We start from the raw sequence: 15,669 nt of genomic DNA on the forward strand, positions 1-15,669 counted from the left end.
ACTGTCGTTGTGTCCCACTGGTGGGGGGGTCGGGGGGGGGTTGCGGCGGAAAACTATCTGTGGGGTGGCGGTTACGCCCACGCCTCTTCTCGTCGGTCGGTCACCGACCGAGGGTCACTCCCCCGGCGTCGACTTCGCGATCTGCATCAGGAACTCGATGTTGGTGCGGGACTGCTTGAGGCGGTCCAGCAGCAGATCCATCGCGGCCTGCGAGTCCAGCGAGTGCAGCACCTTGCGGAGCTTGTGGATGATGGCCAGCTCCTCGGGCGCGAGCAGGACCTCTTCCTTACGCGTACCGGACGGGTTGATGTCGATGGCCGGGAAGGTCCGCTTGTCGGCGATCTTCCGGTCCAGCTTCAACTCGGCGTTACCGGTGCCCTTGAACTCCTCGAAGATGACCGTGTCCGCCATGGACCCGGTCTCCACCAGCGCCGTGGCGATGATGGTCAGCGACCCGCCGTTCTCGATGTTGCGGGCCGCGCCGAGGAACCGCTTCGGCGGGTAGAGCGCGGTGGAGTCGATACCACCCGACATGATCCGGCCGCTGGCCGGCGCCGCCAGGTTGTACGACCGGCCGAGCCGCGTCACCGAGTCGAGCAGCACGACGACGTCGTGCCCCAGCTCGACCAGGCGCTTGGCCCGCTCGATCGCCAGCTCCGCCACCGTGGTGTGGTCCTGCGGCGGACGGTCGAACGTGGCCGCGATGACCTCGCCCTTGATCGACCGCTGCATGTCGGTGACCTCTTCGGGCCGCTCGTCGACCAGCACCACCATGAGGTGGCACTCCGGGTTGTTGCGGGTGATCGCGTTGGCGATCGCCTGCAGCACCATCGTCTTACCCGCCTTCGGCGGAGACTGGATGAGCGCCCGCTGGCCCTTGCCGATCGGCATGACCAGGTCGATGACCCGGGTGGTCAGGATGTGCGGCTCGGTCTCCAGCCGCAGGCGCTCCTGCGGGTAGAGCGGAGTGAGCTTGTAGAACTCCGGGCGACGCCGCGCCTCGTCCGGCTCCATCCCGTTGATCGTGTCCAGCCGCATCAGCGGGTTGTACTTGTCCCGCCGCTGGTCGCCGCTGTTGCCGCCCTCGCGGGCCGCCCGCACGGCACCGGTGATCGCGTCACCGCGACGCAGGCCGTACTTCTTGATCTGGGACATCGAGACGTACACGTCGTTCGGGCCGGCCAGGTAGCCGGTCGTCCGCACGAAGGCGTAGTTGTCGAGCACGTCGATGATGCCGGCCACGGGGACGAGCAACTCGTCCTCGCCGACCTGCGGCTCACGGCCGCCGGTCTCCCCGCCGGTGTCCCCGCGCTCGCCACGACCGCGTCGACGGTCCCGGAAGCGACTGCGCCGGCCACGCCGACCGCCGCTCTCGTCGTCGTCGTCGCTGTCGCGCTCGACGCGCTGACCACGGTCGTTGCGGTCGGCCCGCTCCGGACGGTCGTTGCGGTCGCCCCGGTCGTTGCGGTCGTTGCGGTCACCCCGCTCGGCACGCTCGCCGCGGTCGTTGCGCTCGTTGCGGTCGGCCCGCTCGCCGCGGTCGGAGCGCTCGCCGCGGTCGGAGCGCTCGCCGCGGTCGGAGCGCTCGCCGCGGTCGTTGCGGTCGGCCCGCTCGCCGCGATCGGCCCGCTCGGCCCGGTCGTTGCGGTCGGCACGCTCACCCCGGTCGGCACGCTCGCCGCGATCGGCACGCTCACTGCGGTCGTTGCGCTCGGCCCGGTCGCGGCGGTTCTCGCCACGGTCGGACCGCTCGCCGCCCTCCACCTCTTCGGTGCGGGCCTCGGCGCCACGCGGCTCCGAGGTGCGGGCCTCGGCGCCACGCGGCTCCGAGGTGCTGCTGACCTCGGAGGTACGGGCCTCCGCCGCGGCGGTCCGGCTGCGCCGGGAACGACCACGGTTCTCGGTCTCGGTGGCCGGCCCGGCCGGCGCCTGGCCGGTGCCGCGACCCTCGGCCGCCGGGCGATCCACGGTCTCCCGCACCTCCTCACGGGCCGGAGCAGCCGCAGCCGCGACCTCGGCACGCGGTCGAGGGGTTCCGGCGGCGTTGCCGCCCTGCCGCTCGGAGATCGCGGCGATCAGCTCACCCTTGCGCATGCGAGCAGTGCCGGAGATGCCGAGCGACGCAGCCAGGCTCTGCAGCTCTGGCAGCAGCATCGCCGACAGACCGGTACCGCTGCGCCGACGACGGGCGGGAGCGGCAGCGGTGGCATCGCCAGCGACGTTGGAAACATCCGACGTCACGTCGGTGGTGTCGCTCAATGGATTCCTTCCCTCGATAAGGCCGGGACTGCCCGGAGTCGGAACTCAGGTGGCCGGGCGGCCTCGGTGCACCCGCCTCGCAAGGACGCGTCGCGGGAGTCTGTGACACAGCAGCCGGTGGTTTCCCGACCCACCAAAGGTCGGTGGGCAGGTCTCGCCGTCTGCGGCGACCTGTGGAAACTGCGGTGCGGCGTGGGCCTTGGCAGGGGTGACGGGCTGACCGCCGAGAGCTTCGGGGGTGCGCCGCCCCGCAGGAGATCGCGTGCTTCGCGGCTGTGCTAGGCCTAGAGCGTAATCAACTCTTCCGACCTGCGGCAACAGGGCCCCGCTCGGCGTGTCCAAGTCTACCCCGGGCGACCCGGGCGCCGCTGACGTCTATCGGTAACTTCCAGATCTGCCAGTCTGTTCCCTCGTCGAGGCCCGTCGGCGGCTCGCCGAACGCCAGCACACTCGGCCCGGCCCCAGAGACCACAGCCGCCACACCCGCCGCTCGCAACGCGCTGACCAGTGCCAACGTGCCTGGCATCCCCGGAGCGCGGTAATCCTGGTGCAGGCGGTCGACGGTGGCCGGCAACAGCAGCGTCGGGTCCGTGGTGAGCGCGTGCACCAGCAACGCGGCCCGTCCCGCGGTCAACGCGGCGTCGGCGTGGGGCACGGTGGCCGGCAGCGCCGCCCGCGCGGTCGCGGTCAGGCCGCGCTCGGAGGGTACGAAAACCGTGGGTCGTACGGCGTCGGCGACCGGCAGGGACACCGCGCGGGCGCCGCCCGACTCGGTCCAGGCCAACGTGAAGCCGCCGAGCAGGCACGGCGCGACATTGTCCGGGTGGCCCTCGATCTCGGCGGCCAGTCGAAGGACAGCCGGCTCCTCCAGCCGCCGCTCGCCGTCCGCGACGAGGGCACGGGCCAGCAGGACACCGGCGACGATGGCGGCCGAGGACGAGCCGAGACCGCGCGCCTGCGGTATCCGGTTGACGCACTCGACACTGAGGCCCGGGGGCTGCGCGCCGAGAACGTCGAACGTGGCGCGCATGGCCCGCACCACGAGGTGCTGGTCGTCGTCCGGCAGCTCACCAGCGCCCTGACCCGTGACCGTCACCCGGACTCCGCCGGACGACACCTCGGCGGCCAGGTCGTCGTGGAGCCCGAGGGCGAGCCCCAGCGCGTCGAAGCCCGGACCGAGGTTGGCACTCGTCGCGGGGACCCGGACCCGGACCGGCCCGGCGGTGAAGTTCGTCGGCACGCGCTCATGCTAGGGGTCGACACCGACGGTCCGGCCGTCCGCCCGCACCATGGGACCGACCGGATCTCAACCCGCCGGCTCGGTGACCGGCTCGGTGACCGGCTCGGTCAGCGAGAGACGGCGGGTGGCGATCCGCCAGCCGACCGCGTACACGACTGTGACCAGCCCGCAGCCGGCCAGCACCACCCGCTCGTCCACCACGTCCACGACCAGGGCCACCGCCAGTTGACTCACCGAGATGGCCAGCGTCGCGAGCATCATGTCGGTGGCGAAGACGCGCCCACGCAGCCGGTCCGGCACCTCGCCCTGGAGGGCGAAGTTCGACATCACCCAGTTGCTGCCGCCCGCGAAATGCGCCACGAACACCAGCAGCAGCACCAGCGGGAACCAGCGCACCACCGACGCGCCCACATAGGACAGCCCGTAGAGCGACATGGAGAGCGCGAGCCCGGGCAGCAGCCAGGACCGGTTCGTCAACACCCGACGCATCAGGATCGGCCCGACCAGGGCGCCGGCCCCGCGCACCGCGAAGAGCAGGCCGGCGCCCAGCGAGCCGACGCCGTAGATGCCGGCGAGCAGCGGAAACACGGTCAATACCCCGTTGCCCAGGCCGACCGCCGACTTCACCGTGACAAGCGCCAGCACCCGCGGCCGGTGGCCGATGTAACCGAGCGCCTCGCGGACCGCCGACCACGTCCGCTGCGCCGGCAACAGTGGGTCACGGGCCGCCTGCAACGGCCGGCGGATTCGCGTGGCGAGGCCCGCGGCCAGCGCCAGGCCCGCCGCCGCCACCCAGAAGCAGGCGTACGGGCCGGCGGCCGAGCTGAGCACACCACCCAGTGAGGCGCCCACCACCGTCATAGTGCCCCAGGCCGAGCCGGCCACGGCGTTACCGGCGGCCAGCTCGTGCGGTTCCAGCACGTTGGGCAGCGCGGCCTGGGCGGCGGGTGAGTAGAACGCCTTGGCTACCGCGACCACCCCGATCGCCACCAGCGCCAGCCAGGCCGTCCCGCGGTCGCGGACACCCAGCAGCAACAGCACACCTGCCAACGCGGCCACGTTCGCGGCGATCATGATCTTCCGCCGGTCGAAGCGGTCGGCGATGGTGCCGGTGTACGGCAGCAGCAACGCCACGATGCCGGTGTCCACCGCCAGCACCAGGGCACCCCAGACGCCGCTGCCGGTCAGGTGGGGCAGCAGCACCAGCAGCGGCACCATGACGAACCAGTCGGCCCCGAAGACCACCAGCTCGGCGAGGAAGAGGTTGCGGAAGCTCCGATTGCCGGTAAGGACCGAAAGGGTGGACGCCACGGACCGGCACCCTACCCGTTCGGCGTGCGGGCTACACCCGCTCCCAGCAGCGCCGAGACGGTGACGAAGGTGTACCCGCGCTCCCGCAGCCCGATGATCATGTCGGGGAGGCCGCGCAGCGCGACCAGACGCCGCCGCTGACCGACGTCGTGCCCGAGCAGGATCGTCCCCGGCCGGACGCCGTCCACGATCCGGCGGGCATGACCGGCCGGGTCGTCGGGAAACTCCCGCTCGACCATCTGCAACGACCAGAGCACCAGCCGATAGTTCAACCGGGCAGCGGCGTGCAGCACCGCCCCGCCCAGGTGGCCGTACGGCGGGCGGACCAGCCGAGGGGCCCTGCCCGTCACGTCGGTGATCACGTCGTGGGTGCGACTCAGGTCGTCGTACGCCGCGGCGGCGTCCAGCTGCGCGAGGTCCCGGTGCGCCCAGCTGTGATTGCCCACCTCGTGCTCGGCGAGTCGGTCGCGTACGAGGTCGGCGTGCTTGCGGACCTGGGTGCCGACCAGGAAGAACGTGGCGGGCACCCGGTGCTGGGCGAGGGTGTCCAGCACCATGGGCGTCCACTGTGGCGCCGGGCCGTCGTCGAAGGTGAGCGCGACCAGCCGCTGGGGGGTCGAACCCGACCAGACTACGGGCAGCGCGCCGTTGCCGACGTCCTGTGCTCCGTTGCCGACCGTGGCGCTGGCCGGGCCGCCGGCCAGCGGCAGCCGTCGGTGGGTCAACCAGAGATCCGTGCCGCCCGCCCCGGCTGCCGCACCGGTCACCAGCAGGGCACCTCGGCGCAGCAGATCGCGCCGGGACCACCCCCGCGCGCCCTCGGTCATGTGCCTGCCCCGCTCGTCCATCCTGACATCTACCAGGAAGTATGCAAGACGTCACGCATAGCTGAGGTGCGGTCCTTCGATCGGTGTCGCTCGGGCGTGGACAGCAGCGCCCCCGGCAGGTGATCCTGCCGGGGGCGCTGTGCCGATGTCGTCCGACTACTCGGTCGGCTCCGACGGGGGCAGCGGCGACCTGCGGCTGCGGGGCAGCCGCAGCACCTCGAACTGGTCGGTGCCGTCCACCAGCGCGCCCGACGGCGCGGGGCGCGTCGCCGGCGGCTGCGCGCCCGCGGCCGGCGTCGCCGCCGCTGCGCCCGCCGGCACCGCCAGCTGGTTCGGGCCGTCCGGCTCGACGCTCTCCGACCCGCTCGGCGCCGCGTCGTCGGAGCGCCGCCCACGGCGACGCCCCCGCAGCGACTCCTTGGTGTGCTCCACCATCGAGTAGAGCGTCGGCACCAGGATCAGCGTCAGCAGCGTCGAGCTGAGCAGGCCACCGATCACCACGACCGCCAGCGGCTGCGAGATGAAGCCGCCCTCGCCGGTCAACCCGAAGGCCATCGGCAGCAGCGCGAAGATCGTCGCGACCGCGGTCATGAGGATCGGTCGCAGTCGGCGCCGGCCACCCTCGACAACCGCCTCCTGGACCCCCATGCCCCGTGCCCGGTACTGGTTGATCAGGTCGAGCAGCACGATCGCGTTGGTCACCACGATGCCGACCAGCATCAGCACGCCGATCAGCGCCGGCACGCCCAGCGGCGTCCCGGTGACCAGCAGCAGACCGATCGCGCCGGTCGACGCGAACGGGATGGAGATCAACAGGATCAACGCCTGGGTGAGGCTGCGGAACGTCGCCACCATGATCAGGAACACGATCGCGATGGCGACGAGCACCGCCAGGCCCAGGTCGCCGAAAGCGTCCGACTGGTCGGCGCTGACCCCACCGATGGTGAAGGTCGCTCCCGGAACGTCGATGCCGTCGAGCCGCTTCTGCAGCTCCTTGGTGGTCGCGCCCAGGTTGGACCCGGTCGCGGCGCCGGTCACCGAGACGCTCCGCTCACCGTCGATCCGCGTGACCTGCTGCGGCCCCTCGGCCTGCGTGACGTTTGCGATGTCGTCCAGCTTCACCGGCCCGACCGGAAGGGCCCGCAACTCCTGCACCGACACCGGCGCGGCGGCGCTGAGCCGCAGCACCACGTCCTGCTGGCGGCCGTCGAGCGCCACCTGCCCGAGCGGAGCGCCACGGAACGCCTGCGACACGAGCTGACCCACGGCGGCCTCGGTGAGGCCCACCCGGCCGGCCGCGACCCGGTCGACGGTCACGTCCACCCGTGGCACGCGCGCGGCGAGGCTCGTGGTGACGTCCTCGACGTCCGGGACGTCGGCCATGGCCGTACGGGCGGCCTCGGCGGCGCGGGTCAGCACCTCCGGGTCGCCGGCCTGGACGACCACCTCCAGCTGACTGGCCGAGGCGTCCTGGCCACCGCCGAAGCTGACCTCGCCCACGCTCGTGCCGATCTTGTCGAACTCGCGCCGCAGCTCCTCGCGTACCTGCTTGGCGTCCTTGTCGCCGTCGAGCGCCAACGACCAGCTCGCGACGTTGTTACCGCCGCCGCCCGCCCACGGCGTGTCACCGCCACCGGCCGTCACCTGGTACGTCTCGACTCCGTCGATCCGCCCGAGGACCGCCTCGACCTGCTTGGCCGCCGCGTCGGTGGCGGCCAGGCCGCTGCCCGCCGGCAGTTCCTGCCGGAAGCTGAGCGTGTCCTGGCCGGAGTCGTCCAGGAAGTTCGTCTCCAGCTTCTGCGCCAGCCCGAAGGTGGCGAAGAGCACCAGCAGGCCGAGCCCGACGGTGATCCAGCGGGTCGAACGCCTGCGGGTGGCGAAGCCGATCACCGGCAGGTACGCCCGCTGCAACGGGCTGCGCAGCTCCTCCTCCTCGGCCTCGCGGCGCACCGCCTCGTCGTCGACAGTGCCGCCCCGGGGCTTGAGGAACCAGTACGCCAGCACCGGGATCACCGTCAGTGAGACCAGCAGCGAGGCGAGCAGGGCCACCGTCACGGTGATAGCGAACGGCGCGAAGAGCTGCCCGACGAACCCGCCGACCAGCGCGATCGGGGCGAACACCGCCACCGTCGTGAGGGTGGACGCGGTCACCGCGCCGGCCACCTCACGGACGCCGGTGATGATCGCGTGCCGCTTCTCCTCGCCGTACTCCAGATGCCGTTTGATGTTCTCCAGCACGACGATCGAGTCGTCCACCACCCGGCCCACCGCGATGGTCAGCGCGCCGAGGGTGAGCAGGTTGAGCGAGTAGTCGCCGATCCACAGGGCGATCAGCGCGACCAGCACGGAGAGCGGGATGGAGACCGCGGTGACCACCGTCGAGCGCACCGACAGCAGGAACACCAGGATGACGATGACCGCCATCAGCAGACCCAGCAGGCCCTCAGTGGTCAACGACTCGATCGACTTCTCCACGAACGGCGCCTGGTCGAAGACCACCGTCAGCTCCGCGCCGGACGCGGTCTTCAACTCGGCCAGGCGGTCGCGGATCTCGTGGGAGATCTCCACCGCGTTGCCGTCCGGCGCGGCGGTGACGGCAACGCCGAGGCTGTCCTTGCCGTTGGTCCGGGTGATCGCGGTGGCCGGGGCGAGCTGCTGTTCGACCGTCGCCACGTCACCGAGGCGAACCGGGGTCGCGCCGGGCGTGACGATGATGCCGCGCAGGTCGTCCAGGGTGGCGACCGGCGTTCCGACCTGCACCGGCAGAGCCAGGCCGCCGGCGGTCACCGTGCCGGCCGGCACGGACACACCGTTGGTCTTCAGGGCGGCCCCGATCGCGGTCGGCGCGACCTTCGCCGCGGCCAGCTTCGCCGGGTCCGGGGTGACGACCACGACGTCGTCGCGGGTTCCGGTCACCTCGACCGTGCGGACGCCCTCGATCCCCTCCAGCTCCGGCACCACCGTCGCGCGCAGCTTCTCGGCGAGCGCCCGCTCGTCCACGCCGCCGGCCGCGGCCAGCACCACCGCCGGCAGGTCGTCGGTGCTGCCCGCGATGACCTGCGGGTCAACGCTGTCCGGCAACTGGGCGTCGATCCGGCTCAGCGCGGTCTGCATCTTGTTGACCACGTCGTCCAGGTCGGTGCCGAACTCGTACTCCACCTGGATCGTGGCCGAGCCCTCGCGGGACGTGGAGGTGACCTTGTCCAGCCCCGGAATGCCCTGGAGGGCGTTCTCGATGGGTTCGGTCACCTGCGACTCGACGATCTCGGGTCCGGCGCCGGGGTAGGCGGCCACGATGAACGCGGCCGGGAACTCGAGCGACGGCAGCAGTTGCTGCTTCAGCGACGGCACGGCGAACGCTCCGAACGCCGTGGTCACCACCGCGATGAGGGCGACCAGCCCTCGGTTGGCGAGGCTGAATCTGGCGAGCAGCGACATCGGCCTGGCTCACTCCTGGAAGAGAATGCGGGCGGGGATAGGTGAAAGTGTGCCGGACACGATCACCGGAACCCCCGCCGCCCCCGGGGGCGGCCCGCCGTCGGCTGCGGTAGCGCTCTCAGGCCAGGTCGAGGGCCCGCGCCGCGGCCATCGGGTCGTTGCTGATGGTCAGCGGGGCGGGCGCGGTGGAGATGGCCCACTCCGGGTCCTTCAGGCCGTGGCCGGTCACCGTGCAGACGACCGTCGAGCCGGCCGGCACCGTGCCCGCCGCGCCCTGCTGCAGCAGACCCGCCACGCTGGCCGCGCTGCCCAGCTCGACGAACACCCCCACCTCCCGGGCCAGCAGCCGGTACGCCGACAGGATCTCCCGGTCGGTCACCGCCGCGATCAGACCACCAGAGGCGTCCCGCGCGTCGAGCGCCTTGGTCCAGCTCGCCGGATTGCCGATCCGGATGGCGGTGGCGATGGTGGACGGCTCCGGGACCACCTGACCGGTGACGATCGGTGCCGCGCCGGACGCCTGGAAGCCGTACATCTTCGGCGCACGCGTGGTGGTGCCGGCGGCGTGCTCCTCCGCATAGCCCATCCAGTACGCGGAGATGTTGCCGGCGTTGCCCACCGGCAGGCAGTGGATGTCGGGCGCGTCGCCGAGCGCCTCGACGATCTCGAACGCGGCCGTCTTCTGACCGTGCAGCCGGTCGATGTTGACCGAGTTGACCAGGGCGACCGGGTGGTCCTGGGCCAGCTTGGCGGCGAGCGCCAGGCAGTCGTCGAAGTTGCCGCTGACCTGGAGCAGCTTCGCGCCGTGCACCAGCGCCTGGGCCAACTTGCCCAGCGCGATCTTACCCTGCGGCACCAGCACGGCGCAGGTCAGCCCGGCCCGGGCCGCGTACGCCGCGGCAGAGGCGCTGGTGTTCCCGGTGGAGGCGCAGATGATCGCCTTGTTGCCGGCCTCGACCGCCTTCGACACCGCGACCGTCATCCCCCGGTCCTTGAAGGAGCCGGTCGGGTTGGCGCCCTCCACCTTCAGGTAGACGTCACAGCCCAGCCGGGCCGAGAGCACGGGCGCCGGCAGCAGCGGGGTGTTCCCCTCGTGCAACGTGATGACGGGCGTGGCCGCGGTGACGGGCAGCCGATCCCGGTACGCCTCGATCAGACCACGCCACATGTCGCTCTCCTCGCCTCTCTGCCGCCGCGCCGACCCAAGCACCAGGTCACCCTGAACCACCCTGCCGGAGCCATCGATGGCACACCCCGGGTTACCCATCTGGCGGGACGCCCGAGCCGCCCCGATGCTCCAACGACTCAGGCGCCGCCCTCGACCCGCAGCACACTCGTCACCGACCGGACGATGTCCAGACCGCGCAGCTCACCGACGGTCGCGGCGAGCGCGGCGTCCGGTGCCACGTGGGTGACGATGACCAGCTCGGCGTCGCCGTCCCGGCCGGGAGCACCACCGGCCGAGCCCTGGCGCACGGTCGCGATCGACACGTCGTGGCGGGCGAACACGCTCGCCACGGCGGCCAGCACACCCGGGCGGTCGGCCACGTCCAGGCTGACGTGGTAGCGGGTCAGCGCCTCGCCCATCGGTCGCACCGACAGGTCGGCGTACGCGCTCTCGCTGGCCGCGCGGACCCCGGCGAGCCGGTTGCGGGACACCGCCACCACGTCGCCGAGCACCGCGCTGGCGGTCGGCGCGCCGCCCGCGCCCCGGCCGTAGAACATGAGCTGCCCGGCCGCGTCCGCCTCGACGAAGACCGCGTTGAACGCGTCGCCGACGCTGGCCAGCGGATGGCTGCGCGGGATCATCGCCGGGTGCACCCGGACGCTGACCGTCTCCTGACCGGACGCGTCGACGCCCCGCGCCGCGATGCAGAGCAGCTTGATCGTGCAGCCCATCGCCTGGGCGCTGGCCATGTCCGCGGCGGTCACCTCGGTGATGCCCTCGCGGTGCACGTCGGCGGCGCCGACCCGGGTGTGGAACGCCAGCGAGGCGAGGATCGCGGCCTTGGCCGCCGCGTCGAAGCCCTCCACGTCGGCGGTGGGGTCGGCCTCGGCGTACCCCAGCTCGGTGGCCTCCTCCAGCGCCTCGGCGAAGCCGGCGCCGGTGGCGTCCATCGCGGACAGGATGAAGTTGGTGGTGCCGTTGACGATGCCGGTGACCTGGTTGATCCGGTCACCGTGCAGCGACTCGCGCAGCGGGCGCAGCAGCGGGATGGCGCCGGCGACGGACGCCTCGTAGTAGAGGTCTCCGCCGCCCTCTGCGGCGGCCTCGTGCAGGGCCACGCCGTCCTCGGCGAGCAGCGCCTTGTTGGCGGTGACCACGCTCTTGCCGGCGCGCAGCGCCTCGACCAGCCAGCTCCGGGCCGGCTCGATCCCGCCGACCACCTCGATGACCACGTCCACGTCGTCGCGCTTGATCAGCCCGAGGGCGTCGGTGGTGAACAGGCTCTCGTCGATCGGCAGGTCACCGCGGTCGCGGCCGAGCCGGCGGACGGCGATGCCGGCGATCTCCAGTGGAGCGCCGATGCGGGCGGCCAGGTCGGTCGACTGCTCGTGCAGCAGCCGGACCACCTCCTGGCCGACCGTGCCGCAGCCGAGCAGAGCCAAGCGCACAGGTGACGTCATCCCACATCCAATGCCAGCAGATCGTCTTCGGTCTCCCGCCGGACGATCAGACGCGCCCGGCCGTCGCGTACCGCGACGACCGGCGGCCGGGGCACATGGTTGTAGTTGCTGGCCATGCTCCGGCAGTACGCGCCGGTGCCGGGCACCGCGACAAGATCTCCGGGCTGCACGTCGGCGGGCAGGAATTCATCCTTCACCACGATGTCCCCAGACTCACAGTGCTTTCCCACCACGCGGGCGAGCAACGGCTCCGCGTCCGAGGCGCGCGAAGCCAGCGTCGCCGAGTAGGACGCGTCGTAGAGCGCGGTACGGATGTTGTCGCTCATCCCCCCGTCCACGCTGACGTACGTCCGGATGCCGTCGAGGTCCTTGACCGTGCCGACCTCGTAGAGGGTGAACACGGCCGGTCCGACGATGGCCCGGCCCGGCTCGATCGACAGGTGCGGCACGGCCAGGTTCTCCGCCGCGCACTCCGAGTCGACGATCTTGCGGAGTCGCTTGGCCAGGTCCTGTGGGGCGGCCGGGTCGTCCTGGGTGGTGTACGCGATGCCGAAGCCGCCGCCCAGGTCCAGCTCGGGCAGCTCCACCCCCCGCGCGTCGCGGATCTGCGCCTGGAGGGCGAGCACCCGCCGGGCCGAGACCTCGAAGCCGCTGGCGTCGAAGATCTGCGAACCGATGTGCGAGTGCAGGCCGCGCAGCTCCAGCACGTCCTCGTCAAGGATCTTGAATGCGGCGTTGGCCGCCGCTCCACCGGCCAGCGAAAAGCCGAACTTCTGGTCCTCGTGTGCGGTGGCGATGAACTCGTGGGTGTGCGCCTCGACGCCGACCGTGACCCGGACCAGCACCCGGGGCCGGACGCCGCGCTCGCGGGCCAGCGCAGTGAGCCGGTCGATCTCGGTGAACGAGTCGACGATGATCCGGCCCACCCCGGCATCCAGCGCCCGGCCCAGCTCGGCGACCGACTTGTTGTTGCCGTGGAAGCCGATGCGCTCCGGCGGCATCCCGGCCGAGAGCGCGGTGGCCAGCTCACCGCCGGTGCAGACGTCCAGGTGCAGGCCCTCCTCGGCGATCATCCGGACCACCGCCCGGCACAGGAACGCCTTGCCCGCGTAGTAGACGTCCTCAGTCGGGAACGCCGCCCGGAAGTCGCGGCAGCGCGACCGCAGGTCGGCCTCGTCGAGGACGTACACCGGGGTGCCGAACTCGGCCGCGATGTCGCGGACGCTCAGGCCCGCGATCGCGACCGCGCCGTCCGCGCCGCGCGCCACCGACCGCGGCCACAGCGCCGGCACGAGGGCGTTGACGTCGACCGGGGTACGCAGCCAGGCCGGCCCCTGGTTGCTGATGTCCGCGTGCAGCGCACCAGCCTCGTGAGCCCGCATGTCACATCCTCTCGGGGGCGGAGACGCCGAGCAGGTGCAGACCGTTGGCGATCACCGTGCGGGTGGCGTTGTTGAGCCAGAGCCGGGCGCGGTGCAGGTCGGTGACCTCCTCGTCGCCCAACGGCAGCACCCGGCAGTTGTCGTAGAACCGGTGGTAGGACGCCGCGACGCCCTCCTCCAGGTAGCGGGCCACCCGGTGCGGCTCACGCAGCTCGGCGGCCGTCGCCACCACCGCGGGGAACTCGGCGAGCGCCTTGAGCAGCTCGTTCTCCTTCTCGTGGTCGAGCAGCTCGGGGCGGAACGCGTCGGCGTCACCCGGAACCAGCCCCACCTCGGCGGCGTTACGGGCCACGCCCGCCGTCCGGGCGGCCACATACTGCACGTAGTAGACCGGGTTGTCGCGGGTCGCCCGGGTCCACAGCTCGATGTCGATGTCGATCGGCGAGTCGCTGGAGTAGCGGGCCAGCGCGTACCGGGAGGCGTCCACGCCGATCGCGTCGACCAGGTCCTCCAGGGTGATCACGGTGCCGGCCCGCTTGCTCATCCGCATCGGGGCGCCGTCGCGCAGCAGGTTGACCAGCTGCCCGATGAGGATCTCCAGGTTGCGCTCCGGGTCGTCGCCGAAGCAGGCCGCCATCGCCTTCATCCGGCCGATGTAGCCGTGGTGATCGGCGCCCAGCATGATCACGACCCGCTCGAAGCCGCGCTCCCGCTTGTCCAGGTAGTAGGCGCAGTCCGCGGCGAAGTACGTCCACTCGCCGTTGGACTTGCGCAGCACCCGGTCCTTGTCGTCGCCGAAGTCGGTGGTCCGCAGCCAGGTGGCACCCTCGGACTCGTAGAGGTGCCCCTGCTCGCGCAGCCGCGCCAGCGCGAGGTCCAGCTCGCCCCGGTCGTGCAGGTCCTTCTCGTTGAAGTAGGTGTCGAACTCCACGCCGAAGTCGCGCAGCGACGAGCGGATCTCGTCGAACATCAGCGCGACACCCTCGATGCGGAACACCTCCTGGGCGGCGGCGTCGTCCAGGCCGAGCACGTCGGGCCGGCGGGCCTGCACCTCGGTGGCGATCTCGGCGATGTACGCGCCGCCGTAGCCGTCCTCCGGCACGGCCTCGCCCCTGGCGGCGGCCAGCAGCGACCGGGCGAACCGGTCGATCTGCGAGCCGGCGTCGTTGAAGTAGTACTCGGTGCCGACGTCGGCGCCGGTCGCGCGCAGCAGCCGGCTCAGCGCGTCGCCGACGGCCGCCCAGCGGACGCCGCCGATGTGCACGGGGCCGGTCGGGTTGGCCGAGACGAACTCCAGGTTGATCTTCTCGCCCGCGAGCCGGTCGCTGCGGCCGTACTCCGCGCCGGCCTCGACGATCACCCGGGCGAGCTGGCCGGCCGCGGCGGCGTCCAGCCGGATGTTGAGGAAGCCCGGCCCGGCGATCTCCACCGATTTGACGCCCGGCGCCCGACCCAGCTCGTCGGCCAGAGCGGCGGCCAGCTCACGCGGCGGGACGCCCACCTTCTTGCTCAACTGCAGAGCGAGCGTGGAGGCGTAGTCGCCGTGCTCGGGGTTGCGCGGTCGCTCCACCACCGTGCGCTCCGGCAGCGCGGCGTGATCCAGGCCACGGTCGGTGAAGACGGCGTGGGCGGCGGCGAGGACGACCGAGGCTAGTTCTGCAGGAGTCACCCAACCATGTTATCGGGGGTAGACTCGGGCATTCGGCGGCTACCCTGCGCGTCAACCGGCCCGCCATCTCCCCTGACCGACCGACCTGACGAGGCACGATGAGCATCAGCACCCCGGGTGGCCCAGAGCGCCGCCCGACCGTGGTCAGCACCGGCAAGAAGCCGGCTGCGGGCCGGCCGGCGTCTGGCGCCAAGGCCGGCTCCGACAAACCGGCGGGCAAGCCGGGGGGCACCCCGCGGGCAGGTGGCAAGGGTCCCCGCAAGCCGGTCGCACCGGTCAAGGTGAGCCAGGGCCAGGCCTGGGGTCCGATCGCGCTCTTCGTCGCCGTGGGCGTCCTCGCGGCCGGCATCATCGGCTACGGCTCCTGGGCCGCGTTCCAGGGCTCCAAGCCGTGGGACAAGAAGGCCAACGCCATCGACGGCATCACCAACATCCGCAAGTCCGACCCGGAGAGCCTCAAGTACGAGGCGCACAAGCCCGGCCCGCTGACCTACAAGTACTCGCCGCCCGTGGGCGGGGTGCACAACGCGGCCTGGCAGAACTGCATGGGTGACGTGTACGACGCCCCGATCGCCAGCGAGCACGCCGTGCACAGCCTGGAGCACGGCGCGGTGTGGATCACGTACCGGCCGGACCTGCCGAAGGGCCAGGTCGAGAAGCTCGCGGGCAAGGTGCGCGGCGTCGAGAAGACGCTGATGAGCCCGTACGAGGGCCTGGACAAGCCGATCTCGCTCCAGGCGTGGGGCTACCAGCTCAAGGTCGACAACGCCGACGACAAGCGGATCGACGAGTTCATCAAGGACCTGCGGGTGAACGCCTCCGTCGAGGGCCCGACGGCGCTGTGCAACCAGGGCGTCACCGCCACCGGCACCACGCCGCATGAGCTCCAGCAGCAGCCGCCTACCCAGTAAGGAC

The 15,669-nt window shown here is 71.9% G+C and carries 10 protein-coding genes; 1 reads left to right on the top strand and 9 read right to left on the bottom strand.

Annotation, left to right across the window (positions count from 1 at the left end; all coding sequences use genetic code 11):
- Positions 1–114 precede the first annotated feature (114 nt).
- The 9 genes from rho to argS form a co-directional block, all read right to left on the bottom strand.
- Entirely contained in the window at positions 115–2,259 is a 2,145-nt protein-coding gene (rho, locus tag ACLQ24_RS13185; protein WP_425891568.1) for a transcription termination factor Rho, read from the bottom strand.
- A gap of 295 nt (positions 2,260–2,554) precedes the next feature.
- On the bottom strand, positions 2,555–3,499 hold the full coding sequence (gene thrB, locus ACLQ24_RS13190) for a homoserine kinase (protein ID WP_425891570.1): 945 nt from the start codon (positions 3,497–3,499) through the stop codon (positions 2,555–2,557).
- Between the two features lie 66 nt (positions 3,500–3,565).
- Positions 3,566–4,810: an MFS transporter gene (locus ACLQ24_RS13195; RefSeq protein ID WP_425891572.1), complete on the bottom strand. Its 1,245-nt coding sequence runs from the start codon at positions 4,808–4,810 to the stop codon at positions 3,566–3,568.
- Between the two features lie 11 nt (positions 4,811–4,821).
- Positions 4,822–5,658: a polysaccharide deacetylase family protein gene (locus ACLQ24_RS13200; RefSeq protein WP_425891573.1), complete on the bottom strand. Its 837-nt coding sequence runs from the start codon at positions 5,656–5,658 to the stop codon at positions 4,822–4,824.
- A 135-nt stretch (positions 5,659–5,793) separates the two neighbouring features.
- Positions 5,794–9,075 carry an efflux RND transporter permease subunit gene (locus tag ACLQ24_RS13205; protein ID WP_425891574.1) on the bottom strand — a complete coding sequence of 1,094 codons (3,282 nt, stop codon included), beginning with the start codon at positions 9,073–9,075 and terminating at the stop codon, positions 5,794–5,796.
- Between the two features lie 118 nt (positions 9,076–9,193).
- Positions 9,194–10,243 carry a threonine synthase gene (gene thrC, locus ACLQ24_RS13210; protein WP_425891576.1) on the bottom strand — a complete coding sequence of 350 codons (1,050 nt, stop codon included), beginning with the start codon at positions 10,241–10,243 and terminating at the stop codon, positions 9,194–9,196.
- Positions 10,244–10,380: 137 nt separating this feature from the next.
- Entirely contained in the window at positions 10,381–11,691 is a 1,311-nt protein-coding gene (locus tag ACLQ24_RS13215; protein ID WP_425891612.1) for a homoserine dehydrogenase, read from the bottom strand.
- Between the two features lie 8 nt (positions 11,692–11,699).
- Positions 11,700–13,085 (bottom strand): diaminopimelate decarboxylase, encoded by a 1,386-nt coding sequence (gene lysA, locus ACLQ24_RS13220; RefSeq protein ID WP_425891578.1) that lies wholly within the window; start codon positions 13,083–13,085, stop codon positions 11,700–11,702.
- 1 nt (position 13,086) lies between these two features.
- Positions 13,087–14,754: an arginine--tRNA ligase gene (argS, locus tag ACLQ24_RS13225; RefSeq protein WP_425891580.1), complete on the bottom strand. Its 1,668-nt coding sequence runs from the start codon at positions 14,752–14,754 to the stop codon at positions 13,087–13,089.
- A gap of 98 nt (positions 14,755–14,852) precedes the next feature.
- Here argS and ACLQ24_RS13230 point away from each other — a divergent pair, with 98 nt between their 5' ends.
- A complete protein-coding gene (locus tag ACLQ24_RS13230) occupies positions 14,853–15,665 on the top strand; it encodes a DUF3105 domain-containing protein (protein ID WP_425891582.1) in 813 nt (270 codons plus the stop codon).
- Positions 15,666–15,669: the final 4 nt, after the last annotated feature.

It is taken from the genome of Micromonospora sp. DT4, assembly GCF_049841675.1.
Taxonomy (GTDB): Bacteria; Actinomycetota; Actinomycetes; order Mycobacteriales; family Micromonosporaceae; genus Micromonospora.

Excerpts from the sequence above, each read along its gene's own strand:
- ACLQ24_RS13205 (WP_425891574.1), bottom strand. The coding sequence starts at position 9,075 with ATGTCGCTGCTCGCCAGATTCAGCCTCGCCAACCGAGGGCTGGTCGCC.
- ACLQ24_RS13200 (WP_425891573.1), bottom strand. The coding sequence starts at position 5,658 with ATGGACGAGCGGGGCAGGCACATGACCGAGGGCGCGCGGGGGTGGTCC.
- lysA (WP_425891578.1), bottom strand. The coding sequence starts at position 13,085 with ATGCGGGCTCACGAGGCTGGTGCGCTGCACGCGGACATCAGCAACCAG.
- ACLQ24_RS13230 (WP_425891582.1), top strand. The coding sequence starts at position 14,853 with ATGAGCATCAGCACCCCGGGTGGCCCAGAGCGCCGCCCGACCGTGGTC.
- thrC (WP_425891576.1), bottom strand. The coding sequence starts at position 10,243 with ATGTGGCGTGGTCTGATCGAGGCGTACCGGGATCGGCTGCCCGTCACC.